Origin of the sequence: Microcoleus sp. MON1_C5 (assembly GCF_036701875.1) — a bacterium.
Lineage (GTDB): Bacteria > Cyanobacteriota > Cyanobacteriia > Cyanobacteriales > Microcoleaceae > Microcoleus.
On the sequence record NZ_JAUBRN010000022.1, the window covers coordinates 45,297 to 67,134 of the forward strand.

Genomic DNA, 21,838 nt, shown 5'->3' on the forward strand with positions numbered 1-21,838 from the left:
GCGATCGCACTCCGACGCCTATAAACCGGGGTTTTTAATTGCAGTAAATGAGTAGAACCAAGTATTTTTCTTAAAAAACTACGTTTTTGGCCCCAACCGGCCGTAAGTCCTGGTAAAATTTCTTGTAATGCTGCCAAAAAAGTGAAATGCATACCCAGCTACCTTCAGCGCAAAGGTGCGCTTACCCTAAATTCTAGCGATTCAGTTGAGGCCAGCAGCCCCGATGAAACTGGTTGTGGCGCCTTGGGTGCTGTAACCCCAAGCAAAACGAACGAAACTGCCATCAAGCCGCCGTACAAGGCACTCGATCGCTTGCGAGTTGCCAGTCCCACCCATTGAGGATTTAGCAGACCCAGACAAAAAGCCGGTGTGGAAAACATGAAAGTTAATACAAACAAGCTGGACATCACGCACCTCCGACTACCGAATTGCAGCGATTAATTACTTTTCTCTCCAATTAATAGCTCACAAATCCGCTTAAAAAAGTGGTAATTTAGGATTTATAACTTGAGAATTATTCATGTTTATCAAACAATAATATTTTTTTTTAAATCTCTTACTTTAGGTAGTGGCTAAAAAAATAAGAGCTTTCTAAAGAGGTCAAAATTTTAGCTTAAAATAGAAACTAAATTCCTTACTCAAAATATGAAAGTCCGCTTTAACGTAGTGCGCCAAAATCAAAACGAGGCTCCTCGGGTTCACACTTACACCCTAGATGTGGAAGAGAGCAATACCATCCTAGACTGCCTCAACAGTATTAAGTGGGAACACGACGGCACTTTAGCTTTTCGCAAAAATTGTCGCAATACAATTTGCGGCAGTTGTTCTATGCGAATTAACGGTCGCTCAGCATTAGCTTGCAAAGAAAATGTAGCCAGCGAACTGGCAAGACTGCAAAAAATAGCCGATTCCAGCTCAGCAGAAAGGCCTACCGATTTCATCCCAGAAATCACCGTCGCCCCAATGGGAAATATGCCGGTTATTAAAGATTTGGTTGTTGACATGACCAGCTTTTGGGACAACCTAGAAGCAGTTGAACCCTATATCAGCAGCGCCTCGCGAGCAATTCCAGAACGCGAATTTCTGCAAACTCCAGAAGAGCGATCGAAACTCGACCAAACCGGCAACTGCATCCTCTGCGGCGCGTGCTATTCTGAGTGCAACGCCCGCGAAGTCAACCCGGAATTTGTCGGCCCCCACGCCCTCGCCAAAGCTTACCGCACGATCGCCGACTCCCGCGACAGCGAAACGGAAAATCGACTGGAAAAATACAACGAAGGCACCGCAGGCGTCTGGGGATGCACCCGCTGTTACTTCTGCAACTCGGTTTGCCCGATGGAAGTCGCGCCGATGGATCAAATTGGTAAGATTAAACAAGAGATTCTCGATCGCAAAGACGACCAAGCGAGTCGATCGATCCGCCACCGCAAAGTTTTAATCGATCTCGTCAAAGAAGGTGGCTGGATAGATGAGCGCAAATTTGGGATCGAAGTAGTAGGAAACTACTTCCGCGACGTTAAAGGTTTGCTGAGTCTGGGCCCGTTGGGTTTGAGAATGATCGCTCGGGGCAAGTTCCCGCTGTTTTTTGAGCCTTCTGAAGGTACCGAAACCGTGCGAAATCTGATCGAATCGGTTCAAAGTTTAGAAAAGTCAGCAGATTAGCCATGGGCTGTCATTTTCCTGGTAAATTACAAGTTGTGCGATCGCCAAGCTTCCGAAAATTCATCACTCAAAACTCAAAACTCAAAACTTTTAAATGACTGCTCAAACTCCTCCCTCCCCAAAACCGACAACCTCAAATACCCCAAAACCAGAACCAGCCTTTGGGTGGAATGCCTATGCAGAACAAATCAACGGACGATTTGCGATGGTGGGATTTGTGGGACTTTTGCTGCTAGAATTCTTCACCCGCCAGGATTTTTTCACCTGGCTGGGGCTGCGTTAAATTAATCTAAATCAATCTAGAATGGAAGTTGAAAAATTATCGATGTTTCAGCTTCCATTCTACTTTTAAGAGTTATTTAAAATACAGTTTCTCAAATTATAAATGCAAAATTATGACTTTTCTAGTTTCAGATAACACATGAATGTACCAAAGTCGATCGCAGTTGCTTGTAGTGCGATCGTCCTAGAATTATAGGGACACGGCAAGGCCGTGCCCTGACTCCCAAGTTTCGTTCAAACTAATTTCCAGTTGTTTCGCGGACGGTCAAACTGTACTTGCCTCTACCTTTTGGAGGCGGATCGTAAGCATTGACAATGACGCGGTAGCGACCGTTCGCAGACAAGGTAACAGTAAGCTCAGAATTGGAATTTTGCTGCGTCGCATCATCATTTTCTGCAAGTAACTCGCCCTGGGAGTTGAAAATAGCCAGGTAAGTATCAAACTCGGTACTTTCTACGGTAACAACCACTTTCTGACCCTGAGTGCCTTCAAAGGTATACTCGTCGTACAAACTGCTGTCCGAGGGCAGTACAGAAGACTTAGCCGGGGTGAGTTCTCCGTTTTGCTCTAAAATGACCTTAGATGACCCCGCATCAGGACTCGACCGAGGTTCTACCGTTGGACTCTGAGTTGGCGAACTCTGTGGTGATGGCGACTGGTTGGGGCTGGCTTGAGCTAAAACCGCCTTTTCAGCAGGCTTTGCATCAGTTAAATTTTGAGGAAGTTTTGCTGAAAGGAGGGTGGAACTACTGTTAGCAACTCCACCTAAATTTGAAACTGGTAGGGAGACAGTCGGCTTACCAGAAAAAGTAGCTAATAGAGCAATTGGCGCGATCGCCCAAAATCTAACTTGACGCATGAATTACCTCGGTTTGCAACGAAGAAGGAAGTTCGGCAACGGATTTTGTAACGGATTTAACGGATGGAATAAGGAAGTTCGGCACCGGATTCTGTAACGAATTTAATGGATGCACGGAAGCAGGAAGCAGAATAATTCGACCAATTACCAATTCCCGATTACCCATTACCTTTTTCCCCATTTTCACCGGACAGTTAGAGTGTAACGACCCCGGCCAGAAGCATCGTAAGCATTGACAATTACGCGATAGCGACCCGTAGCGGGCAAAGTAACGGTCAGAAACGCATTTTTAGTCGAATCGCTCCCATCGTCATTTTCTGCCACTAATCGACCGTTAGGGCCAAAGATCGCCACATAGGGATCGAAATCTGTACTTTCGAGGGAAATGGTTACAGCCTGACCCGATCGACCTTCAAAAGTATACTCGCGATACAGACTGTTGTCAGACGGCAATACTGGGCCGCCTGCGGCTAAAGCGCCTTCTTCTTGCAAAATCGCCCGAGAAGGCGCGGTAGGAGCACTCGCTTTCAGTTCTAACGTATAAGCCCCTGACTGCCTAGCTTGGTAGGAATTTGCCACTAACGTGTAAGTCCCGTCTGCTGGCAGCCTGACTGTAATTCTGGCGTCTTTACTGCCTGCCCCGTCATCGTCTTGCGCGATTTCGCGCTGGTTGGGCCCGAGCAAAATTAAATAAGGGTCAATTTCTTGACTTTTCATTTCTATGGTGATTTGCTGGCCCGCTTTTCCCTCAAAGGAGTAGAGGTCAAAAAAGCTGTTGTCGGTGGGCAGAACGCTAGACTTGTCGGTGAGGATGCCGCTGACGGCGGGCCCGTTTAACGGAACTTTTTGAGGTGATTTGTTGCCAAAGGGCGATCGGGCTTGAGCCACGCGGGGAGCTCGCCCTTCTCGCACCGCTGTCAGGAAAGCGGGTATTTTGTCTGCTGAAATTGCAAAACCGATACCGATACTGCCACCGCCCCGACCGCGAGTAAAAATAGAAGTATTGACGCCGATTAATTCTCCTGAACTGTTGAGCAAGGGCCCTCCAGAATTGCCGGGATTGATGGCGGCGTCGGTTTGAATTAAGCCCCGCTGCTGGTCGATGCGGCTGACGATTCCGACTGTAAAAGTACCTTGAAATTGACCGAATGGATTGCCGATCGCAAATGCTTGTTGCCCGACTTTCACCGAACCGGGACGGGCTAAAGGAATGGTGGGCAAATTGTTTTGACCGCGAATCTTCACCACGGCTAAGTCTAGACCTTCTTCGCCGAATCCGATGACATCGGCGACAAGTTTTCTGCCGTCTGACAAAATGATATTGACGGTACCGCCTGCCGAAACAACGTGGGCGTTAGTTAACACCATGCCGTCGGGGCTGATAATTGTGCCGCTGCCGTTAGATTTATCTGTATCGACGGTAACAACCGCCGGACTAGCCTTTTCGTAGACTCGAATATTGGTTTGTTCTTCAACATTTTGGGCGATCGCACCCTGGGAATGCACCGAGTTAAATTCCGTTAAATCTGTTGATTGCCGCACAGGGGATGTCGTAATAACCGCAGTAGCGCTGGTTGCAACCCCAACCGTTAAAATTCCCGATACTGCTAAAGTTAGAAGTTTGAAATTCATGGCGATCGATTATTATTTAGCGATCGGTAGCTAGGAATTAGGTTTTGTGGCTAACCGCTAACTACCTTCTGTAATTATTTTAGGACTTGCACCACGGTAGTGACCTTCCTCACGCCGGTTCTCCAATTTGGGAATCTGAATCAGCAGCTAAATACTTAAAATTAGCTTCTCGTACCGCAGCGTCCTCATTGCCGTAGAAAAAAGACAGCAAAGCAAAGCGCTGACCACTAATCACGGTAGTGGCTTCATGCAGCAAAGAACACGAAAAAATAATCGCCGTGCCAGAATCGCCTTTATAACCGTGCGGCGCGTACTCTGGAAACCGTAAAAATCCCCCCGTGTACTCTCCCACATTCAAGTTTAGCGTCATCGCAAACCTGCGGTGCAGCGTAGCTTTGCTAGTGTTGTCGCGGTGCGACCGAAAATAACCGCCGCTGTCAGCATCGTAACAACCTATCAAATACCGTTCAAACCTAGTGATTGTAAACTGAAAAGCTTTCTCTACTTCCGGTCGCACCCGGCGTAGAATAATCGCATTCAATTGTTGCTGGAAATCCTCGTCTTGAATAAAGAAATCTCGGCGCTTCTTAAAAGTGTCGTCGTGCAAGCCAACTGTTTTCCCGCCTATTTGCCTCATAAAGCCCGAGGGACTGCCACCATTAGCTTTGTACATATCGATCAAACTGCGGCACAAAGCTTTGTCCAAAACGTTAGGAATTACCAACACCGGGGCGTGGCGAGTGGCTGCTCGGGCTTCCTCAATAGGGGGCAAAGTTTTGAGAAAATCTAATACTTGTTGGGCGTGTTGGTGCGGTTCGCCCATCGGCAAAATATTAATTACCTGAAGGTTTTCGTTGAGTACAAAAGTTTGGGGTGCATAGTGAACTCCGGCAAATCCATTTTCTTCGACCTCTCGGAAAACACCGTACTGCTGACTGACTGTTTTATGCAAGTCCCAGAAAAATAGGAATGACGGAGCAATTGTTGTCGGTCTGTTTTGTTCTTTGTCTGCTGGGTCAACGCTCACTCCGAACCGCGCTACTTGCAAGCTTTGGAATTCTTCTGAAAGCTCTTGAAAGCTTTTGAGGATAACTTGGATTTGTTGAAAAGCTGCGCTGGCAAAGAAAAACAGCACGACTCGTCGGCCGGCAACCGTTGAGAAATAAAATAAGGGGTTATTTGTAGAAGGAATGGAAAACCAGGGAGCCGGATCTCCTATTTCGAGTAATGGCATCTTGCTGATTTAATAAGTGGTATTTTATATTAAGATTATTATGCTGTCGATTAGTTCCACAGGTTCGGTAGGTCAAAATAATTTTTAAAAAAATTAGCTTTTATTTGTGTATATCTGTGTTGGTCTGGGTTTCACACTCACAATTTACTGGCTTTTTAATCACTTTAATATCTGAGAATAAGTAGATGGGGCTCAATAAACGCAACTTATTTTTTTGCCTGCGGGCACGAGAAAAGTTTAGTTTCACCCATCTACTTAGTGTTTGCCTATTTGTCGAAACTGGGGGAATTATCCGGTTGGTCTTCCGGGTATTCTACAGGTCGATACTCCACGTAGTCTGACGGCGGTGCTTCCACGTCGCGGTTGCTGGGGCGAGACCTGGATGATTCCGTAGGACGGGTTTTTTTGGTTCTCGGCGGCGTATCGGAACTGCGGTTTTCCGAAGCAGGGGGGCGACCGCTGCGGCTGCGGGTCGGTCTTTCTTCGGGGTTGTCTGAAACGTCCCAGTTGTCAGACTCTTGGGCCGGGGGGGCTTCTGGGCGAGAGGGACGTTTGCGCGACGATCGCTCGGGCGACTCAGGCCTGGAGGTGTTAACGCTGCCGTTGCGATTCGAGGGGCGGCGGCGGGGTTCGTCCTCGTAGGCTTCGCGAGAGGAACGGTAGTCTTGGCTGCCTCTGATCCGGGGACGCTGCGGATAGTCTTCCTCTGGTTCTAGCTGTTCCATTTCGCCATCGTAGCCCTCGTAACCGTAGGCGTTGCTGACCGGTCGCTCTTCATCTACGTATTGGGCGCGAGTTTTGGCTTGGGCTGTGGTCGCTCCTCGCAGTTTAATGCTTTCTGCTGCAAAAAATATGGCCGAACCGGTGAGCAGAAATTGACCGAATGCCAGAATTGGGTCAAGCCGCCATCCTTGAAATAACAGAATACCGCCGCACAGCAGGCCGACTGCTGCAAAAAAAATATCGTGGTCTCGGGCTAGTTTGGGACGCCACGATCGCAGAAAATACAGTCCTGCCCCTGCTACTGCTAGGATAATCCCTAACAGGCTGCTCCAGTTCAATCCTAAATTGACCATTAGCCTATCTCCTATGTCTTTCCTATGTTAGCGAGTTAGATTTTACATCTATCATTAAGTGTGTCAGCCCGACTGTGCTTTCTGGGGCAGCGTCCGGTCAGGGTTTCAGCTTGGGAAGTGAGTATAATAATGAGTTTAACGGGAAAAAACCTCAGCTTGGCAGTCAACTGAAGGTTTTGCCTTGACAGTTGCTGGCAGCCGAGGTTTCTCGGATCGGGGAAATGCCGGACTTGTAGCCCACAATTGACTTGCAGCGCCGGACTTAGAAACCCGCTGACTTTTTAGGTGCGCTTGATTTTGTCTTTTTGGCTGATGAAGATCAGGCCGATCGTTGCTGGAAGCACTACAACCACCACGCCCACCAAGAGGCTGTACAAAAAGTTCGCGAGAGAAGGAGTCATAGATTCAAAGCCTTTGTTACAACAATTTGATTTTTATTAATTTTATACTTTCGATCGCACCTGTCAAACGGTTAAAATTATGAAGAGCAGACTTAACAAAACTTAAAATTTCGAGATAAGACCCATGACTGGTATTACCGTTGCAAGTTGGATTCTGGGCTCTGTCCTAGTTGTGATGACCTTGCTGTTTATTTTTCGGATCGTCTTGACTTGGTATCCCGAGGTGAACCTGAGCAAATTTCCGTTGAGTCTGATTGCTTGGCCGACGGAACCTTTTTTAGCCGTAACGAGAAAGATTGTACCGCCGATCGGCGGGGTGGACATTACGCCGATTATTTGGGTGGGTATCTGTAGCTTGCTGCGAGAAATGATTCTCGGTCAGCAAGGAATCCTGACAATGATGATGTAATAGTCAGTTGGCGGGCATCGGGCATCGGGCATCGGGCATCGGGCATGGATGAGTTGCCACCAACTGCTAACTGCCAACTGACTACTGACTACTGACTATTGTTCAAGAACTGTTCGACGAAATTGGTGTAAACTTCGCCGCTGAGAAACTCAGGGGAATCGAGGATTTTTTGGTGAAAGCCCAGGGTGGTGGGGACGCCGGTGATAGCGCACTCCCGCAGGGCGCGTTTCATGCGCCGGATGGCTGAGGGTCGATCGCGCCCCCATACAATTACTTTACCGATTAAAGAATCGTAGTAAGCGGGTATTTCGTAATCGGTGTAAACGTGAGAGTCCATCCGCACGCCGGGGCCGCCGGGAGGCAAATAACCGCTGATTCTGCCGGGATGCGGTCGGAAATTGCGATCGGGATCTTCGGCATTGATGCGGCACTCGATGGCGTGGCCGTTGAGAATTACTTGGTTTTGCTTGATTTGCAGTTTTTCTCCTTGAGCGATGCGAATTTGTTCGGCTATCAAGTCGAGGCCTGTAATCATCTCGGTGACAGGATGTTCTACTTGGATGCGGGTGTTCATTTCCATGAAGTAGAACTTGCCCGATTTGTCAAGCAAAAATTCGACAGTACCCGCACCCGTGTAGTTGATGGATTTGGCGGCGGCAATGGCGGCGTGACCCATTTGATCTCGCAGTTTCTGGCTGAGGGCTGGGCTGGGGGCTTCTTCGAGGAGTTTCTGATGTCGGCGCTGAATCGAACAATCTCTCTCGCCGAGGTGGATGACGTTACCGTAGTTGTCGGCGAGGATTTGGATTTCGATGTGCCGGGGTTTTTCGATGAATTTTTCGAGGTAAAGTCCCGGATTGCCGAAGGCTGCATCGGCTTCGCCTTGGGCTGCGGAGAATAGTTTGGGGAGTTCGGATGCTTCTCTGACTAGCCTCATGCCGCGGCCACCACCGCCGGCTGTGGCTTTGATCATCACAGGATAGCCGATGTCGCGGGCGATCGACAAAGCTTCGTGTTCGTCCGCCAGCAATCCGTCGCTACCGGGAACTGTGGGGACTTTCACCCGCTGCATAGTTTCTTTGGCGGTGGATTTGTCGCCCATCGCCCGCATCGCGGCAGCAGAAGGGCCGATGAAGGTAATTTGATGGTCGGCGCAGATTTCCGCAAATCGGGCATTTTCCGAGAGGAAGCCGTAACCGGGGTGAATGGCTGCGGCGTTGCGCGTCAGGGCTGCCGCGATGATGTTGGGGATGTTTAAATAGCTTTTGCTGCTGGTGGGGGGGCCGATGCAAACGGCTTCGTCTGCCAACTGGACGTGCAAGGCGTGTTTATCTACGGTGGAGTGAACGGCGACCGTGGCAATCCCCATTTCCTCGCAGGTCCGCAATATGCGGAGAGCTATTTCTCCCCGATTAGCGATTAAAATTTTCGAGAACCCCATCTTCGCTGCTTAATTCACTCAATATTCTGTACAATAATGCCTTTCGGTATGTTCTGGATAATGGTTTTGCAGAAATTGTTCATAAAAATTTATTTTACATTTTGCTGGTAGTGGTGCTATGATTGTAAATCGGCGGTGCAAAAGGGCAAGTCACAAGTTAAATGTCAGGAACCTCAACCTGTGAATCTTTAACTCGTAACGCAAAAATCCCGGAGATTGCCAGAAAGAGCGGATGTGGCGGAATTGGTATACGCGCACGCTTGAGGTGCGTGTGGCATTATGTCCTTGCGAGTTCGAGTCTCGCCATCCGCATTGAATATATAAAACAACTGTTGACAGTTTTGGCTGTTGGCAGTTGTTTTGTATTTGATGGGTGAGTGGCGAGAAACCGGGTTTTTGCGATCGGACTTCGTTACAGCCCCTAGACTCGGGAAAAAACCCGGTTTATGAAAGTCCTAGTGCGTAAGTCGAGATTAATTGAGGTAAAAAGTCGATCGTCCTTTGGTGTTTTAGAGAAGGGGCGATCGACTTTTTTACAAGCAGGTATCAATTCTTAGGAATTACGCAACACTCCTTAGAGATATTGCGCTAAGATGAAAACTAAAGTTTTTCCAAGATTTGAAAAATTTAGACACTGTTAAACTCAACCACCGCCCCATCTGCAATTCAATTAGCACACGGAAGTTATATCAATGACATCCTACGCCTTAAACTTACCCGTTCAGTTACAGCAAGAAGCTGAAAAATTGGCAACACTCCAAGGCATTTCCTTCGATCAGTTTATCCTGTGGGCTGTAGCAGAAAAAGTCGCTACTCTCAACCAGCGGAATGACGATCCGGCTTTTCCTGAAATCACCTATGTGCGCGGCGCTAGCGGCGAACTCGTTCCGGTTTTGCGCGGCACTGGGTTGCGGGTGCAAACAGTAGTCATCGCAGCGCAGAAATGGGGTTTTTCTCCCAACGAAATTGCCACTGAGTATGACTTAAGTGAAGATCGAGTGAACGATGTTCTCGCTTTTTATGCGGCTCACCATCAAGAAATAGACGCATCTATTGCCGCTGAGCAAATTATCGAAGCTGCTAATGTCTAAACCGCTATTGCATCTAGATGCCGATACCTCTATTAAAGCTTTGCAAGCCGCCCTTTTATCTCGCAGTCACGATGTCACTCGTACACCGACTGAGTGGATGGCTTTAGATGCTAGCGATGAGGCTCAATTGCTAGAAGCAACAGCGCGAGGGCGGTGTATTTTTACGTTTAATATCCGGGATTTTCAGGTTTTAGCTCAGCGTTATCCCGAACATGGTGGCATCATTTTGGCTGCTCAAAACAGTTGGACATTATCTAGTCTCATTGCTTCGCTCGATCGCCTGCTTTCAGAAACACAAGCTGCTGACTGGAAAGGGCAAGTCCGCTGGCTTAATCAGTGGCGAACCTAATTAGGACTTACGCAAGCACACTATATACATTTATCCACCCAATGGCGAAATAGTTCGACAATAATGCGCCACTTGCCATCTCTTTCCCAAACTACATCGTGACGTATCAAAGAGTTAAGTGCTGGCTGTAAATTTGTCTCGTTCATGCCAGTAATTTCAGCTAGCGTGTTGATATCGACTCCTTCTGGGTGAGGTGCGATCGCTCTTAATACCTCTTGTTGTCCGGGAGCACCCCGCGCCGCCTGACCCCAAACGCCATCGAAGTAGTAGCTTCCCCGCTGAAAGAATTCAGGGTTATTAATGACTGCCCTCACATCTTCTACTGTAAAGACCGGATCGCGAGAATTTCCCATGTCAAAAACTTGCTCATTGTAGCGGCGAACTAGCTGAAATCCCACTAGCTGAACTAAATAAGGCTGTCCAGTAGTCAAACTATAGATTTCAGATAACGCTTCTGGCGCGTAGTCAAGAAGGAAATCTTCATCGGGATTAGCAAGAATCTGGCGGGTAGCTGCACTGTCCATGAAGCTAACCTTGATATTAATAAAACTAGCAAAGAAAGGGTGAGAGTAATCCCCAGTCATCTCGTCTAAAGTATGCAAACCAGCCAAAGCAAAAGCTACTTTAGGACTCCATTGTACCATCCCGCGCAGAACCTCCATAAAATCACTGTCAATCTTTCCATTCTCAATTAGTTTTTCAATCTTCTCAAACTCATCTAAAGCAATAATCAAACCCGTTTCACTCAGATTGGCCTCTACTTGTTTCAAATAGCGCTCAAAAGTACGGTAGGGAAGATTCAGCAAATCCGCATCGGCAGGAGGTGGAATGTTGACAGCATCAGAAATTTCATCGCTAATTGCCATCAGCACCTCTCCAACTCCTTGACGAATGTTTCCCAATCGCAATAGATTGACATAGGCTACTTTTACCTGTGACCCTAGGGACTGGGCCGCGTTAAGCAGAATAGAAGTTTTGCCCATGCGTCGATGACCGTAGATAACCACAGACTGAAGTTGGTGACTCAATATCCACACTTCTTTGAGATCTTTGAGTATATCCTCTCGTCCAACAAACAGGTTGCCCTCAACAGGGTCGCCAACCACGTAGGGATTACGCACTCGCTCAGTAATAGAAACGTTCCCAACCTCACTAGCTACATCTAATATCGCTTGCGACCAATTCCAGGCTATTTTTCTAACTCTTTCTCGCTCGGGTTGAGGTACATCATCAACTCGATCCCGCAAATTTTTTAGTTCTCCTAAAGCATGGCTAAGAGCGAAGGCTCTGGCAGAACGAGACGAACTATTCTGAATTATTTGGATATCCCTTATAATCTCATAGAAACTAGCCAGCGCTCTCCAAGTATCGCAACGCAGCCAAGGTTTTTTAGGAAAAAAATTATATATCGATAGCTCAGCAATACCATTCAAACTTTTAGCATTCTGACAGATATACATAATTACACTTATCATAAACATTTCTTCTCCATAAGGTAGAGACAGCACCGAATGAAATGCTTTCATTGCAGCGCTGGACTGTTCATGTAAATGCAAGAAACCACTGGCAACAGCACGAACCCGAGGCTCAAAGTGAAAATATTTTGTATCAGCCATAGAACCTGAAATCAAACGCACCAATTCCCATTTGTAAGGGTGATCTGTTAAATGCGCTATACGAGCGACAACTTGTTCTGGTTCCTCAGCAAGAACTTGGTTTAAAGCTTGAATTACAGGAAGGAACTGGAGAGTATAAGTATAAATTTGATAAGCATTATGTATTCCTGTCTCCCAATCTTGTCGCAGCCATTCTTTTAATTGCTCTGTGAGATAGGGATTAGGCAGGATAGTTACACGAGGAAACAGCAACTCTAGATTATTTCTACAGGATTTACGAATTTCAAATACCGAACCCGATGGCAACTCTTGAGATAGGGGAAGATGGGGAGAGGAAGAAATCAGAAAATCAGAATATCGCGAACCCAACTCATTACTGAAAACCCTTGGGTTGCTATTTTCTTTAACTCTTTGCGTAACTCCGATTTTAAATAATGTTTGGGTTATGGGTGATATGAAAAACCAGGTATCTACTCGCAGCCATCCTATACACGAACCAATTACACAACTAAGAAAGAAAACTGCGCGAACTAAAAAGCTTTTTAAGATAACAAAAAAATTAGTAATTTTAAACTCAATTGGCAGACTCAAGCAAAGTATTAATGACATGAATAACACTCCACCAATAACTAATCCAATAATAGCTAATGCGTCCACATCTAAAATTGCTAGTGTCGCAATACCTCCTACACCCAACCATATACCTGCTAAAATACCTAAAATTAAAATAAATCCCAGGTTGGTAGATCCTTCTTTTATAGCACTTACCATAAAAATTGTTAGAGTCAAATTTAAGCTTAAAACAATAATTATACTTAGATAATTTGCTGTTTGCGACTTAAATTTTGATAAAAATCTATCTTTGTCAATGAGTACCAAACCCAAGCTCATAACCCACCCAAAGAAAATAGTATAAAAAACCCCTATCAATATGTATGTAGCATTCAAGGAAAAAAACATATATTTAAGAATTGCCATCCCAGTTAATAATGTAATGAATATGATTACCATTACTTGTATAAGTAACCGATCTATTATGGGATGAAACAAGTATCTTGAAATTTTTTCAGAATTTTTGTTGCGATCGGGAATAGATACTCTAGTGTAGACATACCAGCGCAAGGCTTGGGGAAAGAAAAACATCCAGTATAATAACCGCAAGTAATCGATGGGCTTTGATAATGAAAGAGATCCCTTGAATTTAGGAGCTAAGTCTAAACGGGGAACGTCGGTGTTGCGATCGCTCATTTTACATCCTCCACATATCGCGCATAATTTTGATAGCACAACTTCATCAGTCGTCGTGGATGACCGCCACTTTCTTTTACTAGCTGACTTGTTTCCTCTTCCGTAAAACACACCGAAGTCATCGTAAGACGAGCTTGAATAAAAGCACGGGCAGTTGCTTCATTCCAAGGTTTAATATAAAGGTCTTGAAAAATATTCTCAGGCGGAGAATTTGTTATCTCATCCTGACAGTCATTAAAGAGTCGCTTGAGGGGCTCGCTAGCAGCTACTATCATTTTAACAGACGCGTTTGACCCCTCAGCTAAATATCGCAAGTGTTCTCTCAATTCAAGGCTAAAACCTTCCCTAGCCATCTTTCCGTAATTATCTATAGCCAGCAGCACTCTACGCTTTTTCAAAGCACGATTCAGCATAGTTGGAGAGGTTTCAAAAATGCCAACTTCTTCGCAAAAAGCTGTATAGAATTCATCTTCATCTCTAATTCCATTGAGGTCTAAGTAAATTGGCTGCCGTGGCGATAATAGGAAATTTTCAGCCTGTTGACAAATAGCCCATAGCAGAGAAGACTTCCCGATGCCTTCTTCTCCTATTAAAGCTACACTGACTTTGTTGTTAAGAACCTCAAAAACATCCCTAATTTCCCCTTTTCTGCCAAAAAACAGTTGCGGGTCGTCAACTTTACCAGTCTGAGGAATAAAAGGGTTACAAGAAATAGCAGGGGTGCCATCGCCTGTACTGAATGCACTCCCTTCACTTGACCGCCAGTTTAAATACTTCGGTTTCAGCCAATTTAGAAATGCAGTATCTTTCTCCTCACTCCTCATGTATTTATGACCCAAAAAACCTTCCAGATTTTCTTTTGGACAGAAACGCTCATTGTATATCTTCCGTATTTGCCGTTCAACAGTCTCAAGGTTGCTTGGAATATCAGAATTTATGTCTTTGAGCGCTCCCTCTGCCATCTCTTCATTGCTCTTGAACGTGTTTTCATCGGGAAACTTAGCCAGAAGAATCTCTGTCTCTTTCGGACTCAAGCCATAAACAGTAACTATTTTTAATCTTAAAAAGCTTTGCCATAAGTTCACAGCCCCAGTCACTCCCACCCCTCTAATAACTTAGGATCTCTATTGTTGAGTTTAGCATAACTAGCGCGTAGCTCTAAAAATTTTCCGCTATTTTGAAAAAACGGAAAATTTTTTCCGGTTATTTTTGGGAGATCGGAAAATTTTTTCTGGAACTTTTTTGAAAGTAGCTTATAAGCTGTTATTTAGTGGTAAGCCTTCCACCGCAAACTTTGAAAAACTCAGGAGAGAAAAATGACACAACTAATTGAGTACATCCAGACAGCTAAAGAATTTGCTGATGCTTATGGCATAGCACATCTAGATCGCCTGCTGGCATTAGCTGAAACTGTCCCCGATTCTCCCAAAACTCAATCATCGACTTTTAAAGTTATGTCTAATACAATTTTGGAGGAAGTGGAAATGGCTGGATTTCATCTTAATCCTTGGCTAAAGACTTTGATTCTAAGTAACAATGTTGAAGTAGTTCGAGATGCGATCGCTGTAGTTGAGGAAAATCGCCGCCGGGGAATAGTGCGGAACGGCGAAGGGCTGTTAGTACAAGCTATCCGCAACCAATGGAAACCCCATATTTCAGCTTAAGTCGTTGAATATTACTCTCAATTACTGCTCAAGGGAAGAAGCAAGCTTGAAACTTGGGGGCGATCGCTATAAAGATTTGTGCGAAAAAACAACGGCTATTGATTTTGAACCGCAGATGTCGGCGGATGTACGCTGATGGACGCAGATGAAAATCCGGTTTCTTCTAATTTTTTGCTAATTCTGGCGGCCGCCCCATCAAGCCTGTCATCAAGCGCAAAGCTAAAAACCTCACTGGGGGAATTGTCCGCAAACACCACAATCCAAAGCGGCGAAATGCTACAATTGGCAGCCAAGTATTGGAAAATAATCTGTCTAGAAAATCGGTAAATCCTAACACGATTAAATTCTCTTTTTTGCGCCAGTTGTGATACCGTTTCAATACTCGCAAGTCGCCGATGTCTTCGCCTTTTTGGTGCGCTTGCTGCAAGATTTGGGCGATCGCCCCTGCGTCTCGAATACCCATATTCAATCCCTGTCCGCCGACGGGATGGCAGCAGTGGGCCGCGTCGCCAATTAGTGCTAATCTGGGCAAAACGTAGCGATCGCTCTGCATTAACTGCACCGGAAACAAAAAGCGATCGCTCTCCAATTCCAAACGCCCTAAAAGCCCGCCCGTGCGTTGTTCCAACAAAGTCAAAAACTCTGTTTCATCCATTTGTTGCAAAGCTTTTGCTTCCGCGTGGGGTGCTGTCCAAACTACTTGACAGCGGTTCCCAGGTAATGGTAAGACTCCCATCGGGCCGCTCGGCCAAAAGCGCTCAAAAGCGATATCATTGTGCGGTTTTTCTGCTTTAATAGTGATAGCAACGCAGGATTGCCAGTATTTCCAGCCGCGAGTGCTGATGTTGGCTTCGGTGCGGATGCGCGATCGCGAACCGTCGGCGGCGACTAATAATTTGGTGCGAATTGTCCGAGTTTCACCGTTTTGTTTGACTTCTATTTCGGCGCAATCGGTTAAATATTTTACCTCGACTACTTCCGCCGGACAAACCCAACTAAAATTCGGGTTTTTTGCCAAAGATTCTTGCAAAGCTGACAGCATGACTCGGTGCTCGCCAACGTAACCTAAAGCTGCTTTTGGTACAGGCAATTTGCCAGTATTTCCCAAATCCGGGCGGTGGAATTCGACGACACCGGGATAGTCGCCGTCGCAGAGGCTAATTTGCTCGAAGGTGGTGATTTGCGGCAATATTTGTTGCCACACGCCGATACCTTCTAAGATCATTCCTGATAGCAGGGTGATTGCATAGGCTTGTTTTTTGGCTGCGGCGGCGGCGGGGAGTTGGGTTTCAATTATTGCGATTTTTAATCCAGAATCTTTTAAGGCGCTGGCTAAGGTGGCCCCGACTATGCCGCCTCCGACGATGGCTATGTCAAAGTCGAGTGTCGGTGTTTGCGTGGAGGCTGTGGTTGGAGAAAGTTGGTTTACAGGCATTTTCAAGGGATTTTGTCAAAGTTAATTGGATTGTTACTTTGTTATTGTAAAGAATTATTTCGATTTAGGGCGATCGAGCGACGGAGACGGGAGATGGGGAGACGGGAGACGTTGAGAAATTTATGATTAATGACAACCATCAACGATCAACGATCAACTGCCAACTGCCAACTGCCAACAGTCAACCGTCAACAGTCAACTGTCAACAGTCTAATGACTAATGACCATTTCCTTTGTGTTTTCGGTAGCCAGCGCTGATAGTTTCTGGCAAATGGGAATTTCTATGACAAACTCTGCACCTTCCCCGGGCACGGAAATACACTGCAATTTGCCTCGGTGTTTTTCAACTATAATTTGATAGCTGATTGACAGTCCCAAACCTGTGCCTTTGCCGACTGGTTTAGTAGTGAAAAAGGGGTCAAACAACTTGCTAATAACTTCTTGATTGATTCCCATGCCGTTGTCGGCAATCCGAATTGTTACTGTGTCTGAATTCGCACTTGTGCTAATCCGAATTCGGTTGTGACGAGCATATATTTCTTTGGAATAATGAGTGCTGTTGTAGTCTTCGAGGGCGTCGAGCGCATTTGCTAAAAGATTCATAAATACTTGATTTAGCTGACCTACATAGCACTCAACTTTTGGGAAGTTGCCGTAGTCTTTGATAATCTCAATAGCGGGACGAAGTACATTAGCTTTGATTCGGTGCTGCAAAATTAGCAAAGTGCTTTCGATTCCTTCGTGAATGTCTACTCGCTTCATCTGCGATTCGTCGAGTCGGGAAAAGTTACGCAAGGATACAACTAAGTCGCGAATGCGATCGGCTCCTACTTTCATTGATTCCAAAATCTTCGCAAAGTCCTCCATTAAGAAATCAACTTCAATATCTTCGGCTGCTTCTACAATTTCTGGGACGGGATTTGGGTATTTTTCCTGGTAAAGGTGGAGCAAACCGAGCAAGTCTGTGGCGTATTGGCTGGCGTGGGTGATGTTGCCGTAGATGAAGTTAATCGGATTGTTAATTTCGTGGGCGACGCCGGCGACTAGCTGCCCGAGAGAAGAGATTTTTTCTGTTTGGATGAGTTTAGTTTGTGCTTGGTGCAACTCGTAAACAGCTTTTTCGAGCTCGGCTGCTTGCACGCGATACTGTCCCTCGGACTGCTTGAGCGCTTCCAAAACTTCCACCCGATCGCTAATATCGGTGTGAGTTCCCACCCACTCGCGAACGCTGCCGTCGGCGGCCAAAATGGGAACGCCCCGCACCCAGAAGTATCTGTAGCTGCCGTCAGCAGCCCGCAAGCGGTGCTCGATTTCATAGAGACTTTTTGTTTCTATGGCCCGCATCCAAGCTTGTATTGTGCGATCGCGATCTTCTGGGTGCACTGATTTTATCCAGTAGTCCTTGTCTTCAGAACTCAAGCCCGTATAAGCTATCCAATCAGGCTCAGGTTTCTCGGCGATTCCGTTAGCGTCTGTCATCCAAACCATCTGTGCGGTGGCCATTGCCAGCGATCGATATCTTTCCTCGCTCAGACGCACAGATTCTTCGGCTTCTCGGCTGGCTGTCACATCGCGCAAAATAGCTGTGAATATGATTTCGCCTGCAACTTCTAGTTTGGAAATAGAAGCTTCGGCGGGAAATTGCGTACCGTCTCGGCGACGGGCGAAAATTTCTTTGCGGTTGCCCATTTTTCGGGATTGTTTAACGTTGTCGCCGAAATTGCTGACGAGGTGGCTGTGAAGGGTGGCAAAAGCTTCGGGCAACAGCAGGCTCAGGGATTGCCCGATCGCCTCAGCAGCCGTCCACCCGAAAATCCTTTCTGCACCTTGGTTGAACAGGATAATTTTTTGCTCAGCATCCACCGAAATAATCGCGTCGTCGGCAATTTCTACAATGCCGGCGAAACGAGCTTGAGACAGTTGCAGCGCTTGTTCAGCTTGTTTGCGATCGCTGATGTCGCGGGCGATCGTCGAAATGTATGTGAGTTTACCGTCCGCTGTGGAGTGGGAGATGATGACTTGGCTGACGGGAATTTCGAGTCCTGATGCTGACACGAAGGCGGTTTCTCCGCTCCAAACGCCCCCGGAAACAGCAGTGGCGATCGCTTGATTCAAAGTGCTGCGGGCTGACTCTGCCGTGAATTCTGGAACTTGTCGGTTGGAGATATCTTCGTTTTCGTCTATACCCACCATTTTTCTGCCTGCTTTGTTGATGTAAACAACGCGTCCTTCGAGGTTGCAGATACCTACAAAATCGGGGGTTGCTTCCAGAATTGCTGCCAGACTTCTGTTGGCGATTTCGGCTTGTTTGCTTTCAGTAATATCCCGCGAGATGGTAACTATACCGCTAATATTTCCTAGTCCGTCCCGGTAAGCACTTTTTGTAGAAACAAATGTCCTCAAGTTACCTTTAACTGGCAGGTCTTCTTCGATCGCTTGCGTTTTTCCCGCTGTCATAATTGGGCGATCGGTTTTCCTAATGTTACCCGCAATTTCCGGCGGAAATAACTCGCTGTCATCTCTGCCGATAATGTCGTCTACAGACTTGCCAATTATACTGGCTCCCGCAGCATTCAGCATCAGGTAACGGCCCTGAATATCTTTGACAAATAAGGCGGCAGGCGTACTGTTGATGACTGCAAACAACAGGTTGTAGTTTTTTTGAAGTGCCTGCTTTGTTGTTTGAGAGTCGAGAATTTCCTGCAGCAATTGATCGTTGGCGATTTGTAGTTGGATAGTTCGTTTCTCAACTTTAGTTTCTAAGTCTGATTTAGCTTTCCTAAGTCCCTGTTCCGCTCGATAGCGCTTCCGGTCTGCGCTGCAAAGAGTTTTGGCGTTCTGCCAAATCAGAACTGTAAAAATAATCACGTTCAATACGCTTAACAGCGATATCCCTACCTCCGGCGTGTAGGCTTGTAACCGCTCTCCAGATAGGATGAAATAACCGACTAAAGGCGGGATAATAATTGCCCGTGGCAACAAGCGCCTCGCCATGATGCCGCCCGCGCGATCGCTGGTCATTACTGCGATCAATCCTCGCTCTGGACTGGCAAATAAAATGCCGAAGCTCAGCAACATAAATGCTGCCGACGTGTGCAAAGCCATTCCTGTATAATTGCCAATTTGGTAAAATAAAGCTTTGTCGTAGATGTAGCCTATCAAACCCATAAATGCAATTAAAAATGCACAACAGCTTAAGATTTGAATTCGCAGGTATTTAGGGCGACGTTGTGACAGCAGCAGCAGGGCTATTCCCACCACTAAAAAAGCACCAGCAGTATTCGGAGCCATGCGTCCTGGTATTCCGGCGCTTGTCAAGGTGTAACTTTCTTTAAATAGCAGTTTGTCGATGCCTAAGTCTATATTAAAGCTATATTGAACAAGGGTTAAGAGGCTAATTAATATAATTAAAAATGAACAGCTATAAATTAAAAAATTAGTAATTTTTTGATACTTTCTTGCCCTTAATTCGGCGCGCCGCCGCTGTTGGATGAATAGAGAAAACCCGCCCAAAATAAAGCAGACCGCAGTATTGGCTTTCATGGTCACGAGTCCGGGCAGAATGCTTTTTAACAGTTGCAGATCGAATATCCAACCCAAAAGGACTGTACAGCCGATCGCGATTACTGCAATACTCGCTTTTTTGGAAAAAGACTCGACAGCAGCCATTCGGGTTGAGGGCGTTTGCAGTTGTTGTGCTCGTTCAAAAACTTCCAATTTCTCGCTCCCTCTAATTATTTAGTTTCTACGTATCTAAGGTAACAATAAACACTCTAGTGAGATTGTTGTCCGCTATACAAAGCTGCTTAAAATTTTTTCAAAGCTTTTAAGCATAAAATATTAATTATATTATCTAACTGTAGATAGATAGTCAACTGAAGCTTGAAGGCTCTTATGTAGAAGGCATTCGGCAGAATTTAAAAATTTTTATTGCTTGTAACTTAAAACAAAAAATTGCTTGTTGCTTGTTCCTTGTTGCTTGTTGCTTAAGGCTGAAGCCTTGTTGCTTAAGGCTTCAGCCTTCTTCCTTGGAAATTAGGGCCCGATCGCTCGGCAAGACCGAGTGTTTTTACTCAGTACATCGAGGCGTAATAGTAGCGGATTAGTCGATCGGCAACAAGATCGCTCGCATTGTAAACCGGCTGCTGTGGCTGTGGGAAAGGCGATGGGCAGAACAGATAAGACTCGGCGGTTGAAACCGCTACTACAAAAACAAAGTCCCAGCAGAGAGGGACTAAAGAGGGATATTAAAGTCGGGTTTGGTAACTGTCAACCGACAACAGTCAACTAACTCCCAAATTTTGAAGTGCTTGCAAAGCTTCGGTTGCTGAGGGGTAACGCTGGGGGAAAGCGTAGAGCACCATCTTGTCTAAAACGCGAGCCAACTCCGGGGTGACAGTTGCATTTTTCTGCCAGATGAGATTGCCTAAATTATCCACTCTGAGTTGTTTCGGGCGCATCCCTGTCAAGGCTTGAATCCCGATGAGCCCGACAGCATAGATGTCGCTGCAAAATTTCGGTGAGCCGATGGCTTGTTCGGGGGGAATGTAGTCTTGCTGAGTACCGCCGCGCGATTTCGTTTGACCGATGCTGTTTTGTGAAGTGTTGATTTCTTTAACGGCCCCAAAGTCAATTAATACAATCTTGCCATCTGATGTCCGCCTGATTAAGTTTTGAGGGTGAACGTCGCGGTGAATTACATCTTGTTTGTGAACAAAGACAAGCACTTCCAAGATATCTTTCAACAAAGCAATAACCTGATGTTCTTCCCAGGGTTGACCTTCGATTAGTTCTTGATACAAGGGTTGCCCTTCGATGAATTGATAGACTAAATAAAAATATCCATCTTCTTCAAAGCGAGCTAACAATTCTGGTATCCGCTCGTGTTGGCCCAATCGATATAAAACCCGCGTTTCTCGATCGAATAGGTGGCTGCTTCTCTCAGACTGGTTTTTCAGGCGCTTGACGAGGCACAAAGGTCGATCGGGCAAATTTTCATCTTCAGCCAGATAGGTATCGCTGTACTCCGTGCTGACCAAATGTTCTCTGATTCGGTAACGCATCCGCAGCAGCTTTTGCAATATCGGATCGACTGAATTAGCTGGTTGTGTGCCTTTTTGTACAGATCTCATGATGCAGTCCCAAAGATTTGCTCCGACTACTCTTTCTTCTTCGCCAAGAATTCCTGCTTGTCTCAGTACCTTGGTGAGATATTTCCACAAGTTGTAGCCGACATACCGCCCCAGGTAGCCCACTGTGTACCCGCGGGCGATCGGATCGTTTTGCTGAATTTCTTGATACGTCAAACCCCCTACAACGCCTCGAATTATCGACTGTTGCAACCGACTCAGGTGTTTTTCCGTTTGTTCGTATACCAGATTGTCCAAAAAGATTATTGCTTCTTCTACCGTCATAGTTTCATATTTTAAGTGATTTGT

18 protein-coding genes and 1 tRNA gene are annotated in these 21,838 nt (G+C 46.1%); 7 read left to right on the forward strand and 12 right to left on the reverse strand.

Annotation, left to right across the window (positions count from 1 at the left end; all coding sequences use genetic code 11):
- Nucleotides 1–164 precede the first annotated feature (164 nt).
- Complete coding sequence (locus QUA71_RS13090) at nt 165–407, reverse strand: hypothetical protein (RefSeq protein WP_190736146.1); 243 nt, start codon at nt 405–407, stop codon at nt 165–167.
- A 238-nt stretch (nt 408–645) separates the two neighbouring features.
- Here QUA71_RS13090 and QUA71_RS13095 point away from each other — a divergent pair, with 238 nt between their 5' ends.
- Both QUA71_RS13095 and QUA71_RS13100 read left to right on the forward strand, forming a co-directional pair.
- Nucleotides 646–1,662: a succinate dehydrogenase/fumarate reductase iron-sulfur subunit gene (locus tag QUA71_RS13095; protein ID WP_333285495.1), complete on the forward strand. Its 1,017-nt coding sequence runs from the start codon at nt 646–648 to the stop codon at nt 1,660–1,662.
- Between the two features lie 94 nt (nt 1,663–1,756).
- Nucleotides 1,757–1,945, forward strand: a complete 189-nt coding sequence (locus QUA71_RS13100) for a chlorophyll a/b-binding protein (RefSeq protein WP_190655732.1) — start codon at nt 1,757–1,759, stop codon at nt 1,943–1,945.
- 238 nt (nt 1,946–2,183) lie between these two features.
- Here QUA71_RS13100 and QUA71_RS13105 read toward each other — a convergent pair whose 3' ends face one another.
- The 5 genes from QUA71_RS13105 to psbX form a co-directional block, all read right to left on the reverse strand.
- Complete coding sequence (locus tag QUA71_RS13105; RefSeq protein ID WP_333285497.1) at nt 2,184–2,804, reverse strand: pre-peptidase C-terminal domain-containing protein; 621 nt, start codon at nt 2,802–2,804, stop codon at nt 2,184–2,186.
- A gap of 183 nt (nt 2,805–2,987) precedes the next feature.
- A complete protein-coding gene (locus QUA71_RS13110; RefSeq protein WP_333285499.1) occupies nt 2,988–4,436 on the reverse strand; it encodes a trypsin-like peptidase domain-containing protein in 1,449 nt (482 codons plus the stop codon).
- 109 nt (nt 4,437–4,545) lie between these two features.
- The gene (locus QUA71_RS13115; RefSeq protein ID WP_333285501.1) at nt 4,546–5,670 is read right to left on the reverse strand and encodes a redoxin domain-containing protein; all 1,125 of its coding nucleotides are present in this window, start codon (nt 5,668–5,670) and stop codon (nt 4,546–4,548) included.
- Between the two features lie 266 nt (nt 5,671–5,936).
- On the reverse strand, nt 5,937–6,746 hold the full coding sequence (locus QUA71_RS13120; protein WP_333285503.1) for a Ycf66 family protein: 810 nt from the start codon (nt 6,744–6,746) through the stop codon (nt 5,937–5,939).
- Between the two features lie 281 nt (nt 6,747–7,027).
- Complete coding sequence (gene psbX, locus QUA71_RS13125; protein ID WP_006634855.1) at nt 7,028–7,147, reverse strand: photosystem II reaction center X protein; 120 nt, start codon at nt 7,145–7,147, stop codon at nt 7,028–7,030.
- 124 nt (nt 7,148–7,271) lie between these two features.
- Here psbX and QUA71_RS13130 point away from each other — a divergent pair, with 124 nt between their 5' ends.
- Entirely contained in the window at nt 7,272–7,556 is a 285-nt protein-coding gene (locus QUA71_RS13130; RefSeq protein WP_333285505.1) for a YggT family protein, read from the forward strand.
- Between the two features lie 88 nt (nt 7,557–7,644).
- Here the strand turns inward: QUA71_RS13130 and accC are convergent, their stop codons facing one another.
- On the reverse strand, nt 7,645–8,997 hold the full coding sequence (gene accC, locus QUA71_RS13135) for an acetyl-CoA carboxylase biotin carboxylase subunit (RefSeq protein ID WP_333285507.1): 1,353 nt from the start codon (nt 8,995–8,997) through the stop codon (nt 7,645–7,647).
- A gap of 228 nt (nt 8,998–9,225) precedes the next feature.
- Between accC and QUA71_RS13140 the strand changes: the two genes are divergently transcribed.
- The 3 genes from QUA71_RS13140 (at nt 9,226) to QUA71_RS13150 (ending at nt 10,437) form a co-directional block, all read left to right on the forward strand.
- A tRNA-Leu gene (locus QUA71_RS13140) sits at nt 9,226–9,309 on the forward strand.
- 380 nt (nt 9,310–9,689) lie between these two features.
- Nucleotides 9,690–10,088, forward strand: a complete 399-nt coding sequence (locus QUA71_RS13145) for a DUF433 domain-containing protein (protein WP_333285509.1) — start codon at nt 9,690–9,692, stop codon at nt 10,086–10,088.
- Complete coding sequence (locus QUA71_RS13150; protein WP_333127850.1) at nt 10,081–10,437, forward strand: DUF5615 family PIN-like protein; 357 nt, start codon at nt 10,081–10,083, stop codon at nt 10,435–10,437. The genes QUA71_RS13145 and QUA71_RS13150 overlap by 8 nt, the downstream gene beginning before the upstream one ends.
- Nucleotides 10,438–10,457: 20 nt before the next feature.
- Here QUA71_RS13150 and QUA71_RS13155 read toward each other — a convergent pair whose 3' ends face one another.
- Together QUA71_RS13155 and QUA71_RS13160 are read right to left on the reverse strand one after the other, a co-directional pair.
- Nucleotides 10,458–12,824, reverse strand: coding sequence for an ATP-binding protein (locus tag QUA71_RS13155; RefSeq protein WP_333285511.1), 2,367 nt, complete (start codon nt 12,822–12,824; stop codon nt 10,458–10,460).
- A 473-nt stretch (nt 12,825–13,297) separates the two neighbouring features.
- Entirely contained in the window at nt 13,298–14,386 is a 1,089-nt protein-coding gene (locus QUA71_RS13160; protein ID WP_333285513.1) for an ATP-binding protein, read from the reverse strand.
- Nucleotides 14,387–14,617: 231 nt separating this feature from the next.
- Between QUA71_RS13160 and QUA71_RS13165 the strand changes: the two genes are divergently transcribed.
- Nucleotides 14,618–14,965: a hypothetical protein gene (locus QUA71_RS13165; protein ID WP_333127856.1), complete on the forward strand. Its 348-nt coding sequence runs from the start codon at nt 14,618–14,620 to the stop codon at nt 14,963–14,965.
- A 163-nt stretch (nt 14,966–15,128) separates the two neighbouring features.
- On the opposite strand, the gene QUA71_RS13170 is transcribed toward QUA71_RS13165, so the two are convergent.
- From QUA71_RS13170 to QUA71_RS13180, 3 genes are all read right to left on the reverse strand, one after another.
- A complete protein-coding gene (locus tag QUA71_RS13170) occupies nt 15,129–16,400 on the reverse strand; it encodes an FAD-dependent hydroxylase (protein WP_333285515.1) in 1,272 nt (423 codons plus the stop codon).
- A gap of 210 nt (nt 16,401–16,610) precedes the next feature.
- Nucleotides 16,611–20,117, reverse strand: a complete 3,507-nt coding sequence (locus QUA71_RS13175) for a PAS domain S-box protein (RefSeq protein ID WP_333285517.1) — start codon at nt 20,115–20,117, stop codon at nt 16,611–16,613.
- 566 nt (nt 20,118–20,683) lie between these two features.
- The gene (locus QUA71_RS13180; RefSeq protein ID WP_333285519.1) at nt 20,684–21,814 is read right to left on the reverse strand and encodes a serine/threonine-protein kinase; all 1,131 of its coding nucleotides are present in this window, start codon (nt 21,812–21,814) and stop codon (nt 20,684–20,686) included.
- Nucleotides 21,815–21,838 lie beyond the last annotated feature (24 nt).

Bases quoted from the DNA above. Each gene is read 5' to 3' on its own strand.
- QUA71_RS13090 (WP_190736146.1), bottom strand. From the start codon at position 407: ATGTCCAGCTTGTTTGTATTAACTTTCATGTTTTCCACACCGGCTTTT.
- QUA71_RS13095 (WP_333285495.1), top strand. From the start codon at position 646: ATGAAAGTCCGCTTTAACGTAGTGCGCCAAAATCAAAACGAGGCTCCT.
- QUA71_RS13100 (WP_190655732.1), top strand. From the start codon at position 1,757: ATGACTGCTCAAACTCCTCCCTCCCCAAAACCGACAACCTCAAATACC.
- QUA71_RS13105 (WP_333285497.1), bottom strand. From the start codon at position 2,804: ATGCGTCAAGTTAGATTTTGGGCGATCGCGCCAATTGCTCTATTAGCT.
- QUA71_RS13110 (WP_333285499.1), bottom strand. From the start codon at position 4,436: ATGAATTTCAAACTTCTAACTTTAGCAGTATCGGGAATTTTAACGGTT.
- QUA71_RS13115 (WP_333285501.1), bottom strand. From the start codon at position 5,670: ATGCCATTACTCGAAATAGGAGATCCGGCTCCCTGGTTTTCCATTCCT.
- QUA71_RS13120 (WP_333285503.1), bottom strand. From the start codon at position 6,746: ATGGTCAATTTAGGATTGAACTGGAGCAGCCTGTTAGGGATTATCCTA.
- psbX (WP_006634855.1), bottom strand. From the start codon at position 7,147: ATGACTCCTTCTCTCGCGAACTTTTTGTACAGCCTCTTGGTGGGCGTG.
- QUA71_RS13130 (WP_333285505.1), top strand. From the start codon at position 7,272: ATGACTGGTATTACCGTTGCAAGTTGGATTCTGGGCTCTGTCCTAGTT.
- accC (WP_333285507.1), bottom strand. From the start codon at position 8,997: ATGGGGTTCTCGAAAATTTTAATCGCTAATCGGGGAGAAATAGCTCTC.
- QUA71_RS13145 (WP_333285509.1), top strand. From the start codon at position 9,690: ATGACATCCTACGCCTTAAACTTACCCGTTCAGTTACAGCAAGAAGCT.
- QUA71_RS13150 (WP_333127850.1), top strand. From the start codon at position 10,081: ATGTCTAAACCGCTATTGCATCTAGATGCCGATACCTCTATTAAAGCT.
- QUA71_RS13155 (WP_333285511.1), bottom strand. From the start codon at position 12,824: ATGGTAAGTGCTATAAAAGAAGGATCTACCAACCTGGGATTTATTTTA.
- QUA71_RS13165 (WP_333127856.1), top strand. From the start codon at position 14,618: ATGACACAACTAATTGAGTACATCCAGACAGCTAAAGAATTTGCTGAT.
- QUA71_RS13170 (WP_333285515.1), bottom strand. From the start codon at position 16,400: ATGCCTGTAAACCAACTTTCTCCAACCACAGCCTCCACGCAAACACCG.
- QUA71_RS13180 (WP_333285519.1), bottom strand. From the start codon at position 21,814: ATGACGGTAGAAGAAGCAATAATCTTTTTGGACAATCTGGTATACGAA.